The sequence below is a fragment of the Streptomyces flavofungini genome (genome assembly GCF_030388665.1).
GTDB lineage: Bacteria > Actinomycetota > Actinomycetes > Streptomycetales > Streptomycetaceae > Streptomyces > Streptomyces flavofungini_A.
This window is the reverse complement of the sequence record NZ_CP128846.1, coordinates 15,193-31,927: the sequence shown is the minus strand read 5'-3', so window position 1 is coordinate 31,927 and position 16,735 is coordinate 15,193. Positions and strand designations below refer to the sequence as shown.

Sequence of the window (16,735 nt, the reverse complement as noted above, 5' to 3'; positions counted from 1 at the left end):
TGGGCCACCGGCGCCGCCGGAAGGCGGAGCCCCGACCACCCGCGGTGCCGGTCGGCACCGCTCCCCGTGAGGAATGTGATGAACAGCGACACCCCGATCCTTGAAGGCGGCCTCGACGACGTGGTCGGGCAGGAGACCCCGGGCCCCCCGCTCCCCGAGGGCATCCCGACCTTCGACCCGAACGACCCGGTGGAGAACGCGGTGATCCGCCGACTCGTCGGCAACTGGCATCGCCGTGCCACCGTCAAGCGGGAGGAGCCCGACCTCGACGAACTGTTCGACCTGTCACGCGCGGACTACCCCGAGCGGATCCTGCCCTTCCGTGACCACCCGACCTTCCGCGGCCTGGACCCGCAGAAGCGGGCGGAACTGCTGAGCTGGGCGTGGATCGCGTACAACCGGCACACCGTCATGGCCGAGCAGAAGGTGGCCAACCCCGCGTTCGCGCTGGTCATGGAGGGGGAGTACCCGGGCCTCACCGGGGAGGCGCTCAACCTGTCGCTGGCCCAGGCGATGGTCGATGAGCAGTACCACACGCTCATGCACCTCAACGCGAGCGCGGTGACCCGCAGGAAGCGGGGGCACGCCATGCCGGACAACGCGCTGCCGCTCTCCCACACCGCGCGCGCCCACCAGGAACTGCGGGACCGAGCGGGAGAGCGCTGGGAGAAGTCCCTGACGACGCTCGCCTTCGCGACGGTTTCGGAGATCTCCATCAACGCGTACCTCGACCTGCTCGCCGAGGACACGACGATCCAGCCCATCAACAGCACGACCGCGAAGCTGCACAACCGCGACGAGTACTGCCACGCGTCCATCTCGCACGTGCTCGCCGAGATGGTCTACCACCACCTCGACACGCGGCAGCGCAGGTACTTCCTGGACATGCTGATGGAAGGTCTCGACGCCTTCGTGGCCAACGACTACACGACCTGGCACCGGATCGTCGACCTCGTCGGCATCGATGGCGGGCACGAGATGCTCGCGGACTGCCAGGCCGACGCGGGCCGTACGCGGCTGGTCCGTGACTACACCGGACTGCACAAGCTGGTGGAGCAGATGGGCGTGGCCGACCAGGTGGACTTCGACTGGTCCCGCTCCCACATCGCCCACTGACGCTGCCCTGGCACGCGACCGGTGGCGGGTGCCCCGCCACCGAGGACCCATGAGGATTCCGTGTGAAGACCTACTCCCACGAACGCCTGGCGGCGCTCGCTCGCGACCGCGGGATGTCCGAGGAGTACCTGCGCGACCTGCGGGTCGTCTCCTCCGTCCTGCCCTTCAAGGTGAACGAGTACGTCGCCGACCAGCTCATCGACTGGTCGGCGGCGCCCGACGACCCGATCTTCCGGCTCACCTTCCCGCACCGCGACATGCTCCCGCCGGACGTCTTCGAGAACATCGCGGCCCTCCATGACAGCGGGGCGCCGCGCGACGTCCTGCGCAAAGCCGCCGCCGACGCCCAGGAACTGCTCAACCCCCACCCCGGTGACCAGCTCGAGGCCAATGTGCCGACACTGGACGGACGCAGACTCGACGGGCTCCAGCACAAGTACGACGAGACCCTGCTGGTCTTCCCTTCGCAGGGTCAGACCTGTCACGCGTACTGCGGTTACTGCTTTCGCTGGGCCCAGTTCGTCGGGGTGGCCGAACTCCGGCAGGCGCTGCGCTCACCCGAGGACCTCACCGGCTACCTGGCGAACCACCGCGAGGTCACCGACGTCCTCTTCACCGGCGGCGACCCGATGATCATGAAGACCGCGGTGCTGAAGCGCTGGATCGAGCCGCTGCTCGACCCGGCCATGGAGAGCGTGCGCACGCTGCGCTTCGGGACCAAGGCGCTCTCCTACTGGCCGGCCCGCTTCACCAGCGACGCCGACGCGGACGATCTGCTGCGGCTGCTCGAACGCTGTGTCGCGGCCGGCCGGCACGTCGCGGTCATGGCGCACTTCTCCCACCCGAGGGAGCTGGAGACCCCGGTGGTGCGCGATGCCATCGCCCGTGTGCGGTCGACGGGTGCGGTGATCCGCGCCCAGGCACCGCTGATCGCTCACGTCAACGACCGCGCGGACGCCTGGTCGCGGATGTGGCAGCAGCTCGTGGAGCTCGGCGTGGTGCCGTACTACATGTTCGTCGAGCGGGACACCGGCGCCCGCAGCTACTTCGGTGTGGCGCTCGCCGAGGCGCTGGACATCTACAACAACGCCATCCGCGGCGTCTCCGGCCTTGCCCGCTCCGCTCGGGGCCCGGTGATGTCGGCCTCGCCGGGGAAGGTCCTGCTGGACTCGGTGACCACCGTCGCGGGGGAGCGGGTCTTCTCGCTGCGGCTGCTCCAGGCCCGTGATGCCCGGCTCGTGGGGCGGCAGTTCTTCGCGCGGTACGACCCGAAGGCGGAGTGGTTCGACGACCTCCGCCCCGCTCTGGGCTCCTGGTTCCCCGGGCAGCCGGACCCCGAAGCGTCCCAGCCGCCACGGGCGGGTGACCGGTGAGGGTCACCGCGCACGAGGCCAGTCTGACCCAACGTCACCTCTGGCGCTCCGCGCGGGAGGCCATCCCGATCACGCGCACGGTCATCGTCGAGGCGGAGCAGGACGGGGTGTCCGGCTACGGCGAAGCATCCTGTTTCATGACGGACCACTACAACTCCGGCCTGGAGCGGATGCACGCCGACCTACGGCGAACGGCGCCCCTGCTGACCACGCTCGACGTGTGCGGGCCGGACGGCGACGCCGACACCGTCTGGCAGCGGCTGGCCACCGAACTGCCCGACTCCCCGTTCGTGCTCGCGGCACTCGACTCGGCCCTCCACGATCTGCGGGCCCGCCTCCTCGATGCCCCGCTGTGGAAGTCCCTGGGCCTGGACCGGCCGCGGAACCTGCGCTCCAGTTACAGCATCGGCCTCGACACCCCCGAGGCGATGGCCGGGAAACTGCGCGAGCGCCCGGGATGGTGCGCGTACAAGGTCAAGCTCGCGGACCCCGGTGACCTGAGCATCCTGCGTGAACTGCGCCGCCAGACCGACGCACCCTTCCTCATCGACGGCAACTGCGGCTGGGACCCGGACCGGCTCGTCCCCGCCCTGCCCCATCTGCACGACCTGGGAGTGCGGCTGATCGAACAGCCCTACCCCCGCTCGGCCTGGGACGATGCCCGCAGCCTCAAGGAGATCAGCCCGATCCCCGTCATCGCCGACGAGAGCATCACCTCCCCGGCCGACCTGGACGCCTGCGCGGACGCCTTCCACGGCATCAACGTCAAACCGATGAAGGCGGGCGGCCTCACCCCGGCCCTGGCCATACTGCGGGCCGCACGGGAACGCGGCCTGATCACCATGCTCGGCTGCATGCCCGAGTCCGCCGCGGGCGTCTCCGCCACCGCCCACCTCGGCGGTCTGGTCGACCACCTCGATGTCGACGTGGTCGACCTGCTCGCGGTGGACACCGGACACGGGCTCAGCCTCGACGCCACCGGCCACGTCGCGCTGCCCGACCGCCCGGGCTCCGGATACCTCCCCGACGCCACGGCCCACGGCTGGTACGTGCACCACGTCCCGGCCGAGCGTGCGCACCTCGTACGCCGTCAGGCACCGGGCTCCGCACCGGCCACGCCGGGCGTCGGCCACCCGCAGGACGAACACCCCGCCACCCGGCACCTCGCGGCACTGCTCCAGGGCCGCGAGGTGGGCGCCGCCTCCCTGTCCGCAGAGGACCCACCGGCCGGGCACGACCTGCCGGACCCGCGCCCCGGCCGCGCCCGGCGCCTGTACGGCATGGCCATCCTCGACGAGGTCCGCGGCACGGGTGCGGGCAGTGCGCTCCTGCGCACCGCCCTGACCGTCGCGGCCCTGGACGGCGCCGAAACGGTCTGGGGCCACGTTCCCGACACGGCCCTCGGCTTCTACCGCAAGCACCGTTTCGACATCCTCGGCGGGCCCCTGGAGCTGCCGGGGGCCGGTCCGCATCACTTCGTGCACAGGAGCACCCGTTGACCACCGAAGCCCCGGCCGGGACACCCCGAGCCGAGCCCGCGCCGCCCGCCACGGGCCGCACCATCCACCCACGACAGGCACGAGAACTCGCCCGCGAGGCACTCATCGCGGCGGAACTGCCCCCGGAGCAGGCCGACCCGGTGGCCGACGCGCTGGTCACCACCTCGCTGCGCGGCATCGACACGCACGGCCTGCGCCTGCTCCCGCAGTACCTCACCGAGCTGTCCACCGGAGTGGCCCGCGCGGCGGCGGAGCCGACCGTCGTGCGGGACAGGGGCGCCGGACTGCTCCTGGACGCCGACGGCTCGCTCGGTGTCCTTGCCGGGCTGACGGCCGCGCGGCTCGCGGCGGAGCGGGCCGCCCGGTACGGGGTGGCCGCCGTCGGCGTGCGCAACTCCAACCACTTCGGGGCCGCGTCGGTCTACACGCGCGCCCTGGCCCGAACGGGCCTGGTGGGCATCGCCGTCACCTCGGCCGCCTCCCGCGTGGCACCGTACGGGGGCGTCGAGCCGCTGTTCGGCACCAACCCCATCAGCGTCGCCGCGGGCGGCAGCGACGAGGAATTCGCCCTGGACATGGCCACCAGCCAGGTCTGCTTCGGCGAGGTGAAGCAGCGCAGGGCCGAAGGCCGCGGCCTGGACGACGGCTGGGCCACCGACAGCGCGGGGCGGCCCACCACGCACCCCGAGGAGGCGTACGCGCTCTCGCCGCTCGGCGGATACAAGGGGCAGGGCCTGGCCATGGCCGTCACCCTGCTCGGCGCCGTACTCACCGGCACCGCACCCGACTGGCGGCTCTCCCAGGTCGGTGAGGGCGGCGCCGGAGGGAGCCGCGGCATCGGACATCTCGTACTCGCCCTCGACCCGGAGGCGTTCACCGGCGCGGACAGCTTCGCCACCGGACTGACGGATCTGCTGACCACGGTGCGCACCGCGACCGCCGCGACAAACCGGCCCGTGCTCGCTCCCGGTGACCCGCAACGCGCCCACGAACGGCACCGGGAGACCCACGGCATCCCCCTGGACGCGGGCACCGCCGCCGCCCTGGACGAGCTCGCCGCGCGGCTCGGCCTCCCCGGAACCGGGGAGGCGTCCGCGTGATCCTCGTCCTGATCAGCCCCCGCCAGGCAGCGCTCCCGTTCGCCCAGTGGCTGCCGGAGGAGGCGGGCAGGCTCGTCGCGGTCACCGCCGACGGCGCACCCGTGGGCGAGGGCTTCACGGAGGTCGTCACCGTCCCGGACTACACCGACGACGACGCCGTGCTCACCGCCGCCCGTGAGGCCGCCCGCAGACACCGTCCCCGTGCCGTACTGGCGTTGGCCGAGGCCGACGTCGAGCGCGCCGCCCTGCTGCGCCGCGAGCTGGCCCTGCCCGGCCTCGACAGCGTCGCGGCCGCCGCGTACCGCGACAAGGTCCTGATGAAGCAGTACGCGAGCGCCGCAGGCCTGCCCGTCCCCGCCTTCGCACCCGTCGCGAGCGTGGACGACATCACGGACTTCATGGCCGACCGCCCCGGCCGGGTCGTGGTCAAGCCGAGGAGCGGCTCCGGATCGACGGGTGTGCACGTGCTCGACGCACCCGGCCAGGCGGACGCACTCGCCGAGCAGGTGGCGGGCGGCTCGTACGAGGTCGAGGAGTTCATCGACGGAACCCTCCACCACGTGGACGTCTTCCGGGCCGAAGGCGAGCCCGTCGCGGCCGTCGCCTCCCGGTACACCGGCGCCGGGTGCCTGACCCACTGGGAGGACGCCCCGCTCGGCTCGCGCAACCTCGACCCCGCCGATCCGCTCCACGAGCGCCTGGTCCGGGAGACGTGGCGACTGATCGACGCGCTGCCCTCGCCGGACACCCTCTGCGCGCACGCGGAGTTCTTCGTCACCGACAGCGGCCGGATCGTGCTGTGCGAAGTGGCCGCCCGGATCGGCGGCGGACCGATCCCCGCCATGCTCCGCCACATTCTGGGCACCGACCCGCGAGAGCTGTGGGCCCGCGTCGAGTGCGGGCTGCCCGTCGCGCTCGACGCCGTACGGAACCACGCGCGCACCGCCCCCCGCGCCGCCTTCTGCGGCATCCCGCCGAAGCACGGCCGGGTTCTGCGGCTGCCCGAACCGCCGCCCGGCGCGACGGACTTCGTCCTCAACACCCGGATCGGCGACGACTGGAGCGGGGAGCGCTACCGGCTGCGCAAGTCCGGCGATTTCCTCGCCACCTGGGTGATCACCGACCCCGACCCCACCGTCCTGGACAGCAGGCTCGATGCCACCGCACAGCTCGTCGGCGCGGGCTTCGGCTGGGACGACACCGACCCGCCCGCGCCCGTCTCCGCCGTATCAGGCCGCACCGAAGGAGGGCCGCGATGACCACGACGGAGGCAACCGCGCACCACGGTGCGTTCACGGCCCGGCTGCTCCCGCCCGGCCCTCACCCGGCACACCACGACGCCACCGGGCAGGGCGGCTCCGACCTGATCTGGGACGACGCCCGCTGGCTGCGCTTCACCGCACGGACCGACCTCCACGAGACGCACTGCCTCCAAGTGCTCGAAGAAGACCGGCCGGTGGCTCTGGCCACGCTGCTCGTCACCCACACGCCCGGCGGGCTGCTCTTCTACGACGCCCCGAGGCTCGCGGGCACCGCCTCACCCATGGCCGAGCCCGAACTCCTCGACGAGGACGAGCGTGAACAGTGGGACCGCCTCACGGCAGCCCTGCCCGAGGACCGCACCGGCCACTACCCCTCCCTGACCCTCGCCACCTTCGGCAACCATCACGGCGTGGCCCACACCCATGGGCGCTCCCCGGAGCAGCGCCGGTCGGTCATGACGGCCCTGCCCGCCCTCCTCCAGCAGATCTCGGACCAACTCGGATGCCGCAGCACGGCGTTGCTCTACGTGGGTGAACCCGAGGCAGCGGAGGTGGACGCCGCCGCCACCCGTGTCGGCTACCACGCGACGCTCCTCGGCGCCGACGCCGTGCACGAGTTGAGCGCCGACGACTGGGAGCAGTACGTGGCCGGGCTCAGCAGCCGCCGCCGCAGAGGACTGCGCAAAGAGGTCACCGCCTACGAGAACAGCGGTTTCCACACCGTGACCATCACCGGCCCGGAAGCACTCGACGACACGGTGACCGCCCTCCAGGTGGCCCATCGGGCGAAGTACGGACTGCCCGGCGGACACGAGCGCGTCCGCCGGGACTTCGACGCCCTGCGCGAGGAGATCGGCGAGTCGTGCGTCGTCCTCGGCGCCGTCCACGAGGACCGCGTGCTCGGTTTCGCGCTGTACCTCAGGGCGGGCGACGCCCTCTTCCTGCGCACCGTGGGCTTCGCCCCCGAGGCCTCCGGCTGCTACCTCGCCCTCACCTACCACGAGACCACCCGCTGGGCGCTGGAGAACGGCATCCGCCGCATCCACTACGGACTCGCCACCTACGAGGCCAAATTCCAGCGCGGCTGCGCGCTGCGACCCCGCTGGGGCTGGTTCGCCTTCCACGGGCCGGACGCCGAAGTCCTCCACGAGGTGCTGGGCCTCCAGTCCCGCAGCGTCGAGCGCCGCCTTGAGCACGTCGGCAGCCCGGCCACCCCGGTCCCGTCCCGCACCCTCCCGCCCTCATCCACCGTTCATGGAGCCGCACGATGAAGCTCACGCCCACCAGCGACATCTGGATGGACGGCAAGTTCATCCCCTGGGACCAGGCACAGGTACACGTCCTCACCCCCAGCCTCCACTACGGCTGGGGCGTCTACGAAGGCATCCGCGCCTACCCGACGGAGCGGAGCCCGGCCGTCTTCCGGCTGCGCGAACACCTCCAGCGGCTGCACGACTCGGCGCGCGTCTACCTGATGGACCCCGGCCACAGCGTCGACGAACTCACCGAGGCGTGCCTCGAACTGCTGCGCCGCACCGGCCTGGAGAGCGGCTACCTGCGCCCCCTCGTCTACCTCGAATACGGCACCATGGGCGTCGCTCCGCGCCTGGACAGCGCCAGGGTCGCCATCGCGGCCTGGCCCTGGGGCTCGTACCTGGGGGAGAAGGCCGAGCAGGAGGGCTGCCGGCTCATGGTCAGCAGTTGGCAGCGCAACGGCGTACACACGGTGCCGCCACTGGCCAAGGCCACCGGCGCGTACGTCAACTCCGCGCTCGCCAAGGTCGCCGCGATCCGTGCGGGCTACGACGACGCCCTCATGCTCACCCCCGGCGGCCACGTCGCCGAGGCGTCCGCTGCCAACGTCTTCGCCGTACGCGACGGAGTGATCACCACCCCGCCGGTCAGCGACAACATCCTGCCCGGCATCACCAGGGACACCGTCATCACCCTCGCCCACGACCTCGGCCACGAAGTGCGTGAGCAGAGCCTGACCCGCAGCGAGCTCTACGTCGCCGACGAGGCGTTCCTCACCGGTACGGCCGCCGAGATCGTCCCCATCGCCTCGGTCGACGACCGCCCCGTCACCGGAGCGGGCAGCGGACCGGTGACGCAGCGGCTGCGCCAGGCGTTCCAGGACGTGGTCCACGGCCGGGATGCCGATCCCCACGGCTGGCTCACCCATCTCTGACCACCGCCGTACGCCTACTCCCAGCGAGGTTGACCTTCATGTCCGAGCACGTCCTGGTCATCGGCAGCGGCCGAGACCTGCCCACCCGGCTGCGCCGCGCCCGGGCCGGCACCCGCACCACCGTCATCTGCCGACTGGACTACCTCTCCAAACTCCGTGAGACGACGGAGCACACCCGGATCATCGGGGTGAGCCCCGATGCGCCGGACGACGAATGGGTCGCGTTCGCCGAGGCCGTGCACGCCCGGCATCCGTTCACCCGGATCGTGGCCTTCGGCGAGCGGGACCAGGACAAGTGCGCACTCGTCGGCCAGGCGCTGGGCCTCGCCGCGCACTCTGCGCGGACCACTGCCCTGGTCTACGACAAACACGCCATGCGGGTCCGGCTGCGCGAAGCCGGCATCGATACCACGGCCTGCGCCCAGGTCTCCGACGTGGAGGAACTGCGGGCGTTCCTCGCCGCGCACGACACCCCCTGCATCGTGAAACCAGGCAGCGGCTCCTTCAGCAAGGGCATCACCCTGGCACGTGACGCCGAGGAGGCCGACGCCGCCTTCGCACGGGCCGGCGGCGGACTCGAGGACGCCGACGGCACCCCGGTCCTGGTGGAACAGTTCCACGAGGGCCCGCAGTTCAGCGTCGAGGCGTTCTCCGAGGACGGCGACCACCAGATCGTCGCGATCACCCGCAAGTACTCCGACCCGCTGAATTTCGTCGAACTGGGCCACGTCAGCCCCGCACCCCTCACCCCCGCCCAGGAAAAACGAATCCACCACTACGTGGAACGAATCCTGGACGCCCTCGGCATCGGGGCGGGCGCCACCCACACCGAAGTCGTCCTCACCGAAAGCGGACCGCAGCTGATCGAGACGCACGTCCGCATGGGCGGCGACGAGATCCCGGCCCTCGCCCACGACGTGACCGGCGTCGACATCGCCGACTGCCTCATCCGCCACACCCTCGGCGAGAAGGTCCTGCCCGGCATCCGCGCCGCCCTCGCCGCACCGCGCACGCCCCGCAGTTCGGCGATCTGGTTCGCCGCGCTGCCCGCCCCCGGAGTGCTCGCCGAGACCACGGGCCTGGACGAGGCCCGCGCGGTACCCGGGGTGACGGAAGTGCAGTTGCTTCTCCCGCCGGACGCCGCCGTCGGCACCCTGGAATCCTCCGCGTCGCGGGTCGCCCACGCCCGCGCGATCGCGCCGAGCGCCGACGAGGCGCTGGCCGCCGCCCGAGAGGCGATCAACCGCCTCACCTTCCACCTGCGCGTGCACGCCGCCGACCAGGGAGCAGTGTGACGACCTCGCTGCCGCGCCCCGCCACCCCGCCCCATCCCCAGCGCATCACCCTGGCCGACTTCCACGACGCGGCCCGCGACGTACTGCCCGCCCCCGCCTACGACTACTTGCAGGGCGGCGCGGCGGACGAACGGACCGTGCGCTGGAACGCGGAGGCGTACGAGCGTCTGGCCCTGCTGCCCCCGGTCCTCACCGGCACCGCGGGCGTGGACACCCGCTGCACCCTCTACGGCACAGAACTCCCCGCCCCTGTCCTCCTTGCGCCGACCGCTTCGCACGGCCTGTTCCACCCCGACGCGGAAGCGGCGACCGTGCGGGGCGCCGCCGCCGGGGGAGCCCTCACCACGGTGAGTACCTTCTCCACGCTGACGCTGGAGGAGATCGGCGCCGCCGCCACCGGGCCGTGGTGGTTCCAGCTCTACGTGCAGAGGGACCGGGCCCTCACCGAGGACCTGGTACGCCGGGCCTGTGCGGCCGGTGCCACCGCCTGCGTCGTCACCGTCGACACCCCGGTGACCGGTCTTCGGGAGCGGGACCTGCGCAACGGATTCGCTCTCCCCTCCCACCGCATGCCCGCCAACCTGGCCGGCCATGGCGCGGAACCGGGCCGGAACGCGGCCGACCCCGGGCACCGCGGCATCCACGACCCGCGGATCGACCCCGCCGTCGGCTGGTCCGACCTCGAATGGCTGCGCTCGATCTCAGGGTTGCCGGTTCTGGCCAAGGGCGTCGTGCGCCCCGACGACGCTCGCCGGGCCGCAGAGATCGGAATCGGCGTCTGGATGTCCAACCACGGGGGCCGCAACCTGGACACCGCGATTGCCCCGCTCGTCACCCTGCCCGCTGTCGCCGAGGCGGTGGCAGGCCGGGTTCCGGTCCTCATCGACGGAGGTATCCGGCGGGGCACCGACGTGGTGAAGGCGCTGGCGCTCGGCGCGGACGCCGTGGCGATCGGGCGTCCCTACGTCTGGAGCCTGGCCGCGGCTGGAGCCGAAGGAGTCACCGCCGCCCTGAGCGCCCTGCACCGGGAGATCGAACTGGCCCTCGCCCTCCTCGGCGCCCCCGACCTGGCCGCCCTGACCCCGGACCTGGTACGCCCGCCCTGGTGATCCGGGCGGTGCGGCGGACCACGCGGTACCGGGCCCAGGGTCATGGTCCCCCAGCGGCACATCGAGGAGGTGGAAGGACAACAGGTGCGCCTGGGACGGTCGCTCAGCAACCTGCGACGACGCCGTCCCAGCCTCATCCCGCCGCGTCAAGCGGCCTTGGCCGAACTCGGCCTGTGAACGGGCGTGCGCGACCTTGCTGAGAACAGGCTGACGGCTGGGGCAGGGGTCGAGGAGTTCAAGCCGGCGTCCTGACGACATCCCGGAGCTGCGCGGCACGCCCAAGAAAGCGGGCGGACTCCCCAGGGTGCGCTCGCGACGCCCTGCTCAGGATTCGGCCTGCAGCGCGCCTTGTGGAAGTTCCTCCGTTGCCCGTGGTGCGCGAAGGCGTGTTCGCGGCGTCCGGTGAACTCCCCGGTCACACACCGCCTCTCTGCTTGAGGCGGGCGGAGCGCGGTATCACCGGCAATACTGGCGCGGTCGGCACCATCAGCAGGCTTGCGGCATCCGCAGCTGCTTGAGCGGCTTTGGGCTGGGCGTAGTACTCCGGGTCGGGGTTGCGGCTACGGTGCCCGGTCTGGTCACTGAGCTGGTGCCGGCTCTCCGGTGCACGCGGTGCCGGCCAGATCGGGATGGTGTGCTGCTCGTGCGGGCTGTCCGGGTCGACGGCGGTGTCACGGCCGGGTGTGTGGAAACGGAATCGCCGTCACTGGGCGCCGTCGCTGTCTTCCTCCTCGTCATCCTGTGCGCTGTCGTCGTCGAGGTCCTCGTCGCGTTCGAGGTCTTCGTCGCGTTCGACGTCCTCGGCGGGTGGGAGGCCCCGTGCCCGGGCAGCAGGGGGGGCGAGGACGGTGTCGTCGCTGACCGGGTCACCCACGAGCGGGCCGTGTCCGGGCAGGCACAGGCTGACCTCGGCCACTTCATCCCAGTCGGTGCAGTCCAGCTCCGGCTCGCCGGGGCGGACGTCGAAGGAGACCTCGAGGGCTCCTTGGGGGATGCCGGTCAGCACGCTGGTGTGGGTGCCTTTTCAGGTTGATGCTCACCAGTCCGTTGCCGGCCTTCAGGTCATCGATGTGTTCGAAGGGCGCTTCGGCATCGGTATCGAACAGTACGTACTGGTGATGCGGTACGGGAACGTGCATGACCGCCTCGGCCCTCTCCTGACGTCCAGTGTGGGAGTGCAGAGGTGGTGCCCGCGCCGGGCACCACCCCCTACCGCTCACCACCTGTACGGGATCCCGGACCGCGTCGTCGAAGTGCGCGCCCGCTGCGAGGAGGTGGGCTTCCCGCTCATCGAGGACGCGGCGCACGCCCCCGGCACGCACGTGGCCGGGCGGCCGGTCGGCACGTTCGGGAAGGCGGCGGCTTTCATCCTGTCCGAGCACGTGGCGGGCAGGGCGGGCGGCTTCCCCGCCGTCGAGGACGCGCGCACGCGCCGCGAGCTCGAACTGCTCCGGGTGACCTGTTGTGCCCCGCCTGCTTCCGCGTCGGCGTCGGCCTGTTGCGCCCCGCCCTGGCCACGACGCTGCGCCCGCTGGCCCGCTCCGCCGTGCGCGGCCTCAACCTGGCGCACCCTCTCTGGCGGACGATGCAGCGCCTCGGCCTGCTCGAACGCGACGACTCCGCGTGCCGCTGCGCGCCCTCCAGCTCGCCGTGTCCGCGCGGGAGACGCCGAGCCTGCCCGCGTACGACCCGTGGGCCCGCGTCGACCTGCACCGCTACCGGGACCGCCACGGGCCGCTGGTGCGCGGCCGGTTGGGTGTCCGCCTGGCCCTCCCGGACGAGGACCTGACCCGCTGCAGGGCGGGCGTGTCCGTCCTCGCGCACACCCCGGGCCTCACCGGCCGTCCGTGACCGCGCCACCCATGACGGCCCCGTCGCCCTCTTCCGCGTCCCGCTCCTGGCCGACGACCGTGACACCCCCGTGGACCGCCTCGTGCGCCACGGCGTGGTCGCCGGCTACATCCACGACCCGCCGCTCGAGGACTACGCGGCCACTCGCGTTCGCCGATCCGTCGCCCGACCCGACGGCGGCCCGTTGGTTGGCCCGCCACGCCCTCCCGGCGGACCCCTCGGCGGGCCCGCCGCATCGCGGACGCGCTGACGAAGGAGGGCGTCAAACCCGCCCGCCCCGTCATCGCCGGTCCCGCCCCGGCCGTAAGGGGACTTGGGTACTGGTCCCCAACGCGGGGCAGTACCGCGGTCCTAGTGCTGCCGGGCGATGCTCCGGGCCCGGTCCGCTTCCTAGTGTCGGGGCAGCCGATCACACGGCTACCCGAGACACACAAGGAGTGCCTTCCATGTCCGATCGTTCTCAGCAGCGTGTTCGTGCTGATCGTCCGTCGCCCGGGCGGCGGCGGGCCGCCGCGGTCGTGGCCGTGCTGGCGGCCGCGCTCACCACGGGCGGGACGCTCCCGTCGTCGGCCGCGCCGTCGGACGGCTCCGGCGATGCCATACGCAAGGGCATGAAGAGCCTGGTGACGCACGACAAGTTCCCCGCCGCCCTGCTGGCCACCGTCGACCGGGACGGACGCGCCCACAACTACACCGCCGGGGTCGCGGACTTGAAGACCAAGGCGAAGGTGCCGGTCGACGGACAGGTGCGGGTGGGCAGCAACACCAAGACGTTCACCGCCACCGTCGTCCTGCAACTGGTCGGCGAGGGCAAGGTCAGGCTCGACAAGCCCATCGAGACGTACCTGCCCGGCCTGATACGCGGCAAGGGCATCGACGGCCACAAGATCACCGTACGCCAGCTGCTCCAGCACACCAGCGGGCTGCCCAGCTACACCACCCCCATGCTGGACGCCATCTTCGGTAAGGGCCGCCACACCTACCACCAGCCCCGCGACCTGCTCGACATAGCGCTCGCCCAGAAGGCACAGTTCGCCCCCGGGACCAGCGTGGCCTACAGCAACACCAACTACATCGTCGCCGGGCTGCTCATCGAGAAGGTCACGGGGCGTCCGCTGGCGGAGCAGATCAAGAAGCGGGTCATCGACCGCATCGGCCTGCGCCACACCTACTTCCCCGGCGTCGGGGACGAGAGCATCCGCGAGGCCCACCCCCGCGGCTACCACGCGGCGAAGCCCGGAGCGCCGCTGAAGGACATCACGAAGCTGGACCCCTCCTGGGGCTGGTCCGCGGGGCAGCTCATCTCCACCCCCAGCGATCTGAACCGCTTCTTCTCCGCCCTGATCGGCGGCGACCTCCTGAAGCCCGCGCAGCTCGCCCAGATGCGTACCACCATCAAGGGCCCCCGGCCCTCGGGCGATCAGCCCGGCACCCGGTACGGCCTCGGCCTCAACAGCGTTCCGCTGCCCTGCGGCGGCCTGAAGTGGACCCACGGCGGTTCCACGCCGGGCTACTACACATCCCCCGGAGTCACCGACGACGGCCGCGCCGCCTCGGCCGCCGTCACCGCCAACATGTCGCCCACCGAGAAGGGCGGCGCGCACGTCGACACGCTCGTCGACAAGGCCCTGTGCCAGAAGTGACAGCGGCCGGACAGCAGCCCCTCAGGCCCAGGGAACGACACACCCGGCCAAGCAGCGGCACGCGCTGATCATGCCGGTCGCGCCCACGCCGTCGTCGAAGGCGCTGTCCGCCAGGCTACCGGCGTAGAGCTCGCCCCGGAACCAACACAGCCCGTACCGCCCGCGGAGCCCGCGTGCTCCTAGAACTGGACGCTGCTGACACCGGGCTGGCCGGTGTTCAGGAGCGAGGCGGCCGCGTCGTTGCCCGAGCCGGTCAACACGCCCGAGCCGTCGGCCCGGTCGAAGCCGCTGCCCGGGGTGCGGCCGAACTCTACGTGACAGTCCAGGTCGCGGAAGACCCAGACGTTCCCGTCGTTTCGGCGCGCGCGCCAGAGGGCGCCGCAGTGGGGCCCCGGACGTCGCCCGGGGCGGCCTGGACCGGACCGGTGAGCAGAACGCCCGCTGTCAAGGCCATGGCTGCGGCGACCAAGGGACACGGATCCGGCACATGCTGCTCCGCCCGGCGCAGGGCCGCCCGCTTCATCCGGTTGCTTGTGGCGATCTCCCCGGCGTACCGCGTGCGCACCGGGTCGCCATACGGGCGGCCGAAGCGGCGCGGTGCGGCGCAGCGCGGCGCGGAGCGGAGCGAGGCCGTGCGGGCGCAGGCGGCCTCCGCGACCGCGAGCTTCACTTCGAAGGCGTGCGCCTCGGCCGGGCCGAGGCGCACGCTCCGTCGCCGCAGGTCGCCGCAGGTCGCCGCAGGTCGCCGCAGGCCGGCGCAGGCCTGCGCGGACGGCCTCAGGGTCGGCGTAAGCATGGCCGGTCGCGCCGCCCATGCAGGCGGACCACGCCGTCAGGGCGGTGATGAAGAGCGGATCGCGGATGAGCTTCGGGCGTGTCCACCGGGACGAAGTTCGTGGCGATCTTGTCGGCACGGAAAAACGCCTTCGTATCGCCGTACAACTCGTGGCGGGCGGAGTTCTGGCAGCCGCCGGCCTGTGCCGCCCCTCGCAGGCGCGAAGAACGCAGAGCCGCCCCGGCTCACGCCCGCTGGGCGCGGGGCGCTGCCGCGGCCGGTCCGGACGCCGCCCTGGTGATGGGCGCCTTCGCCGTCCGCACGGCGCGTACCGCAGACCGAAGACCGTGAAAACCCCTCCCGCGCAGCGCGGCTCGACCTGCGCAGGGGAGCCACCCGGAGCCAAGCCGAGGCCTGCGAACATCTCCTGCATCTCCTGCACGGCGTCGGCCAGTTCCACGGCCTCTGGCCGGCGCCCGGGACCGGCATCGCGCAGGGAGCACCACACGCGGAACAAGGACACCACGGCCGAGCCGTGGTACTGGGAAGACCACAGCACGTGGCTGCGCCTGCCGCTTTTCACTGACCGTCGACCCACCTCTGCACAAGGCCGGCGAGGCCGTCGGCGACGGCCGCATGAGCGATGTGGCGGAGGCCGCCGATGCGCTGGACCCAGGCGGCGCCGCGGCCGACAGGGCGATCACGTTGTCCTTTCTTCAACAGGCCAGGCACTCACGGCCGTGCCAGACGAACTTCGCGATAGCCGCCTTCGTTCCGGCCCCAGGGCCTTGCGGAGCAAGGGCGTAGGGCGCCTCAGCGACCTTCGCCGTAGGCAGAGGACCTCCCGCAGGTCCTCATCCGACATCCAGTACCGAACAAGGCCGCAGGACTCCTTTCGGATCCGAAAAGGGTAAAGGCCTCCGCCTCACAATGGCCCTGTACCCTTTTGCGCGAAAGGAAGCAGGGCAGGACTCGCACGGGCGCCGTACGTGCCTGACAACCTGCCGATAATTGTCAGACAGGCGGCCCCAAGAGAGGACTTGCCTGACATGCCTGATCCTCAACTCGCACCATAGATAACCTCAGCCTTCATGAGTCTGCTGCTTCTGTGCTGCGGCTTCGCGAGCTGCGAGTTCCTCGATGGTGCCAAGGAAAACGGGGCCGCAACCTGACGGGAGGCGCTGGACCACCATGGTGATGGCCCCCTGCGCTGTGGCTGCCGGGCCTACCGTCAGGCCGCCTAGCGGACCGGAGACCTGGTAGGTGTCGCCAGCGGCAGGCTGAGTGCAGGGGATGTCCCAAGTCCACCGTTGTCCGGTACAGCGGCTGAAGTGCAGCTCTCCCGTCCCGGTCCAGGAGAACAGGTGCCACAGACGGAGTTCTCATAAGCCGCCTCCAGCAGCTCAGCTCGCACCCGTCCGTCGTCATGCACTGCCTGCCAGCCTGCTTCAACGCGGCTTCGACGCCGGTATCCCTGTTCACGTCCCTATCGTGCCGCCTGCTTCGTCCCGAGCCTGCCCCTGC

At 71.8% G+C, this 16,735-nt stretch carries 14 protein-coding genes and 1 pseudogene; 12 read left to right on the top strand and 3 right to left on the bottom strand.

Annotated features, from left to right (window positions below; translation table 11 throughout):
* Positions 1-78: 78 nt before the first annotated feature.
* The 9 genes from QUY26_RS00155 to QUY26_RS00115 all read left to right on the top strand — a co-directional run bounded on the left by QUY26_RS00155 (position 79) and on the right by QUY26_RS00115 (position 10,942).
* On the top strand, positions 79-1,116 hold the full coding sequence (locus QUY26_RS00155) for an AurF N-oxygenase family protein (RefSeq protein WP_289943041.1): 1,038 nt from the start codon (positions 79-81) through the stop codon (positions 1,114-1,116).
* A 62-nt stretch (positions 1,117-1,178) separates the two neighbouring features.
* On the top strand, positions 1,179-2,489 hold the full coding sequence (locus QUY26_RS00150) for a KamA family radical SAM protein (RefSeq protein WP_289943040.1): 1,311 nt from the start codon (positions 1,179-1,181) through the stop codon (positions 2,487-2,489).
* Positions 2,486-3,988, top strand: coding sequence for a GNAT family N-acetyltransferase (locus QUY26_RS00145; RefSeq protein WP_289943039.1), 1,503 nt, complete (start codon positions 2,486-2,488; stop codon positions 3,986-3,988). Before QUY26_RS00150 ends, QUY26_RS00145 begins: the two co-directional genes overlap by 4 nt.
* The gene (locus QUY26_RS00140; RefSeq protein ID WP_289943038.1) at positions 3,985-5,088 is read left to right on the top strand and encodes an Ldh family oxidoreductase; all 1,104 of its coding nucleotides are present in this window, start codon (positions 3,985-3,987) and stop codon (positions 5,086-5,088) included. The genes QUY26_RS00145 and QUY26_RS00140 overlap by 4 nt, the downstream gene beginning before the upstream one ends.
* Positions 5,085-6,347, top strand: a complete 1,263-nt coding sequence (locus QUY26_RS00135; RefSeq protein ID WP_289943037.1) for an ATP-grasp domain-containing protein — start codon at positions 5,085-5,087, stop codon at positions 6,345-6,347. Before QUY26_RS00140 ends, QUY26_RS00135 begins: the two co-directional genes overlap by 4 nt.
* A complete protein-coding gene (locus QUY26_RS00130; RefSeq protein WP_289943036.1) occupies positions 6,344-7,621 on the top strand; it encodes a GNAT family N-acetyltransferase in 1,278 nt (425 codons plus the stop codon). Before QUY26_RS00135 ends, QUY26_RS00130 begins: the two co-directional genes overlap by 4 nt.
* Positions 7,618-8,538, top strand: a complete 921-nt coding sequence (locus tag QUY26_RS00125) for a branched-chain amino acid transaminase (RefSeq protein WP_289943035.1) — start codon at positions 7,618-7,620, stop codon at positions 8,536-8,538. Before QUY26_RS00130 ends, QUY26_RS00125 begins: the two co-directional genes overlap by 4 nt.
* Positions 8,539-8,576: 38 nt before the next feature.
* Positions 8,577-9,833 carry an ATP-grasp domain-containing protein gene (locus QUY26_RS00120; protein WP_289943034.1) on the top strand — a complete coding sequence of 419 codons (1,257 nt, stop codon included), beginning with the start codon at positions 8,577-8,579 and terminating at the stop codon, positions 9,831-9,833.
* Positions 9,830-10,942: an alpha-hydroxy acid oxidase gene (locus QUY26_RS00115; RefSeq protein WP_289943033.1), complete on the top strand. Its 1,113-nt coding sequence runs from the start codon at positions 9,830-9,832 to the stop codon at positions 10,940-10,942. The genes QUY26_RS00120 and QUY26_RS00115 overlap by 4 nt, the downstream gene beginning before the upstream one ends.
* Positions 10,943-11,645: 703 nt before the next feature.
* On the opposite strand, the gene QUY26_RS00110 is transcribed toward QUY26_RS00115, so the two are convergent.
* On the bottom strand, positions 11,646-11,948 hold the full coding sequence (locus tag QUY26_RS00110) for a hypothetical protein (RefSeq protein WP_289943032.1): 303 nt from the start codon (positions 11,946-11,948) through the stop codon (positions 11,646-11,648).
* On the opposite strand from QUY26_RS00110, the pseudogene QUY26_RS00105 reads away from it, so the two are divergent.
* Both QUY26_RS00105 and QUY26_RS00100 read left to right on the top strand, forming a co-directional pair.
* Positions 11,935-12,342 (top strand): annotated as a pseudogene (locus QUY26_RS00105) (DegT/DnrJ/EryC1/StrS family aminotransferase); the annotation flags it as partial. The gene QUY26_RS00110 and the pseudogene QUY26_RS00105 sit on opposite strands and share 14 nt — an antisense overlap.
* Before the next feature lie 223 nt (positions 12,343-12,565).
* Entirely contained in the window at positions 12,566-12,793 is a 228-nt protein-coding gene (locus QUY26_RS00100) for a hypothetical protein (protein WP_289956396.1), read from the top strand.
* Here the strand turns inward: QUY26_RS00100 and QUY26_RS00095 are convergent.
* Positions 12,777-12,908: a hypothetical protein gene (locus QUY26_RS00095; RefSeq protein WP_289956394.1), complete on the bottom strand. Its 132-nt coding sequence runs from the start codon at positions 12,906-12,908 to the stop codon at positions 12,777-12,779. The genes QUY26_RS00100 and QUY26_RS00095 overlap by 17 nt on opposite strands.
* Before the next feature lie 331 nt (positions 12,909-13,239).
* Between QUY26_RS00095 and QUY26_RS00090 the strand changes: the two genes are divergently transcribed.
* Positions 13,240-14,436, top strand: a complete 1,197-nt coding sequence (locus QUY26_RS00090) for a serine hydrolase domain-containing protein (protein WP_289955345.1) — start codon at positions 13,240-13,242, stop codon at positions 14,434-14,436.
* A 1,857-nt stretch (positions 14,437-16,293) separates the two neighbouring features.
* On the opposite strand, the gene QUY26_RS40870 is transcribed toward QUY26_RS00090, so the two are convergent.
* Positions 16,294-16,548 carry a DUF6193 family natural product biosynthesis protein gene (locus QUY26_RS40870; RefSeq protein ID WP_354670746.1) on the bottom strand — a complete coding sequence of 85 codons (255 nt, stop codon included), beginning with the start codon at positions 16,546-16,548 and terminating at the stop codon, positions 16,294-16,296.
* Positions 16,549-16,735 lie beyond the last annotated feature (187 nt).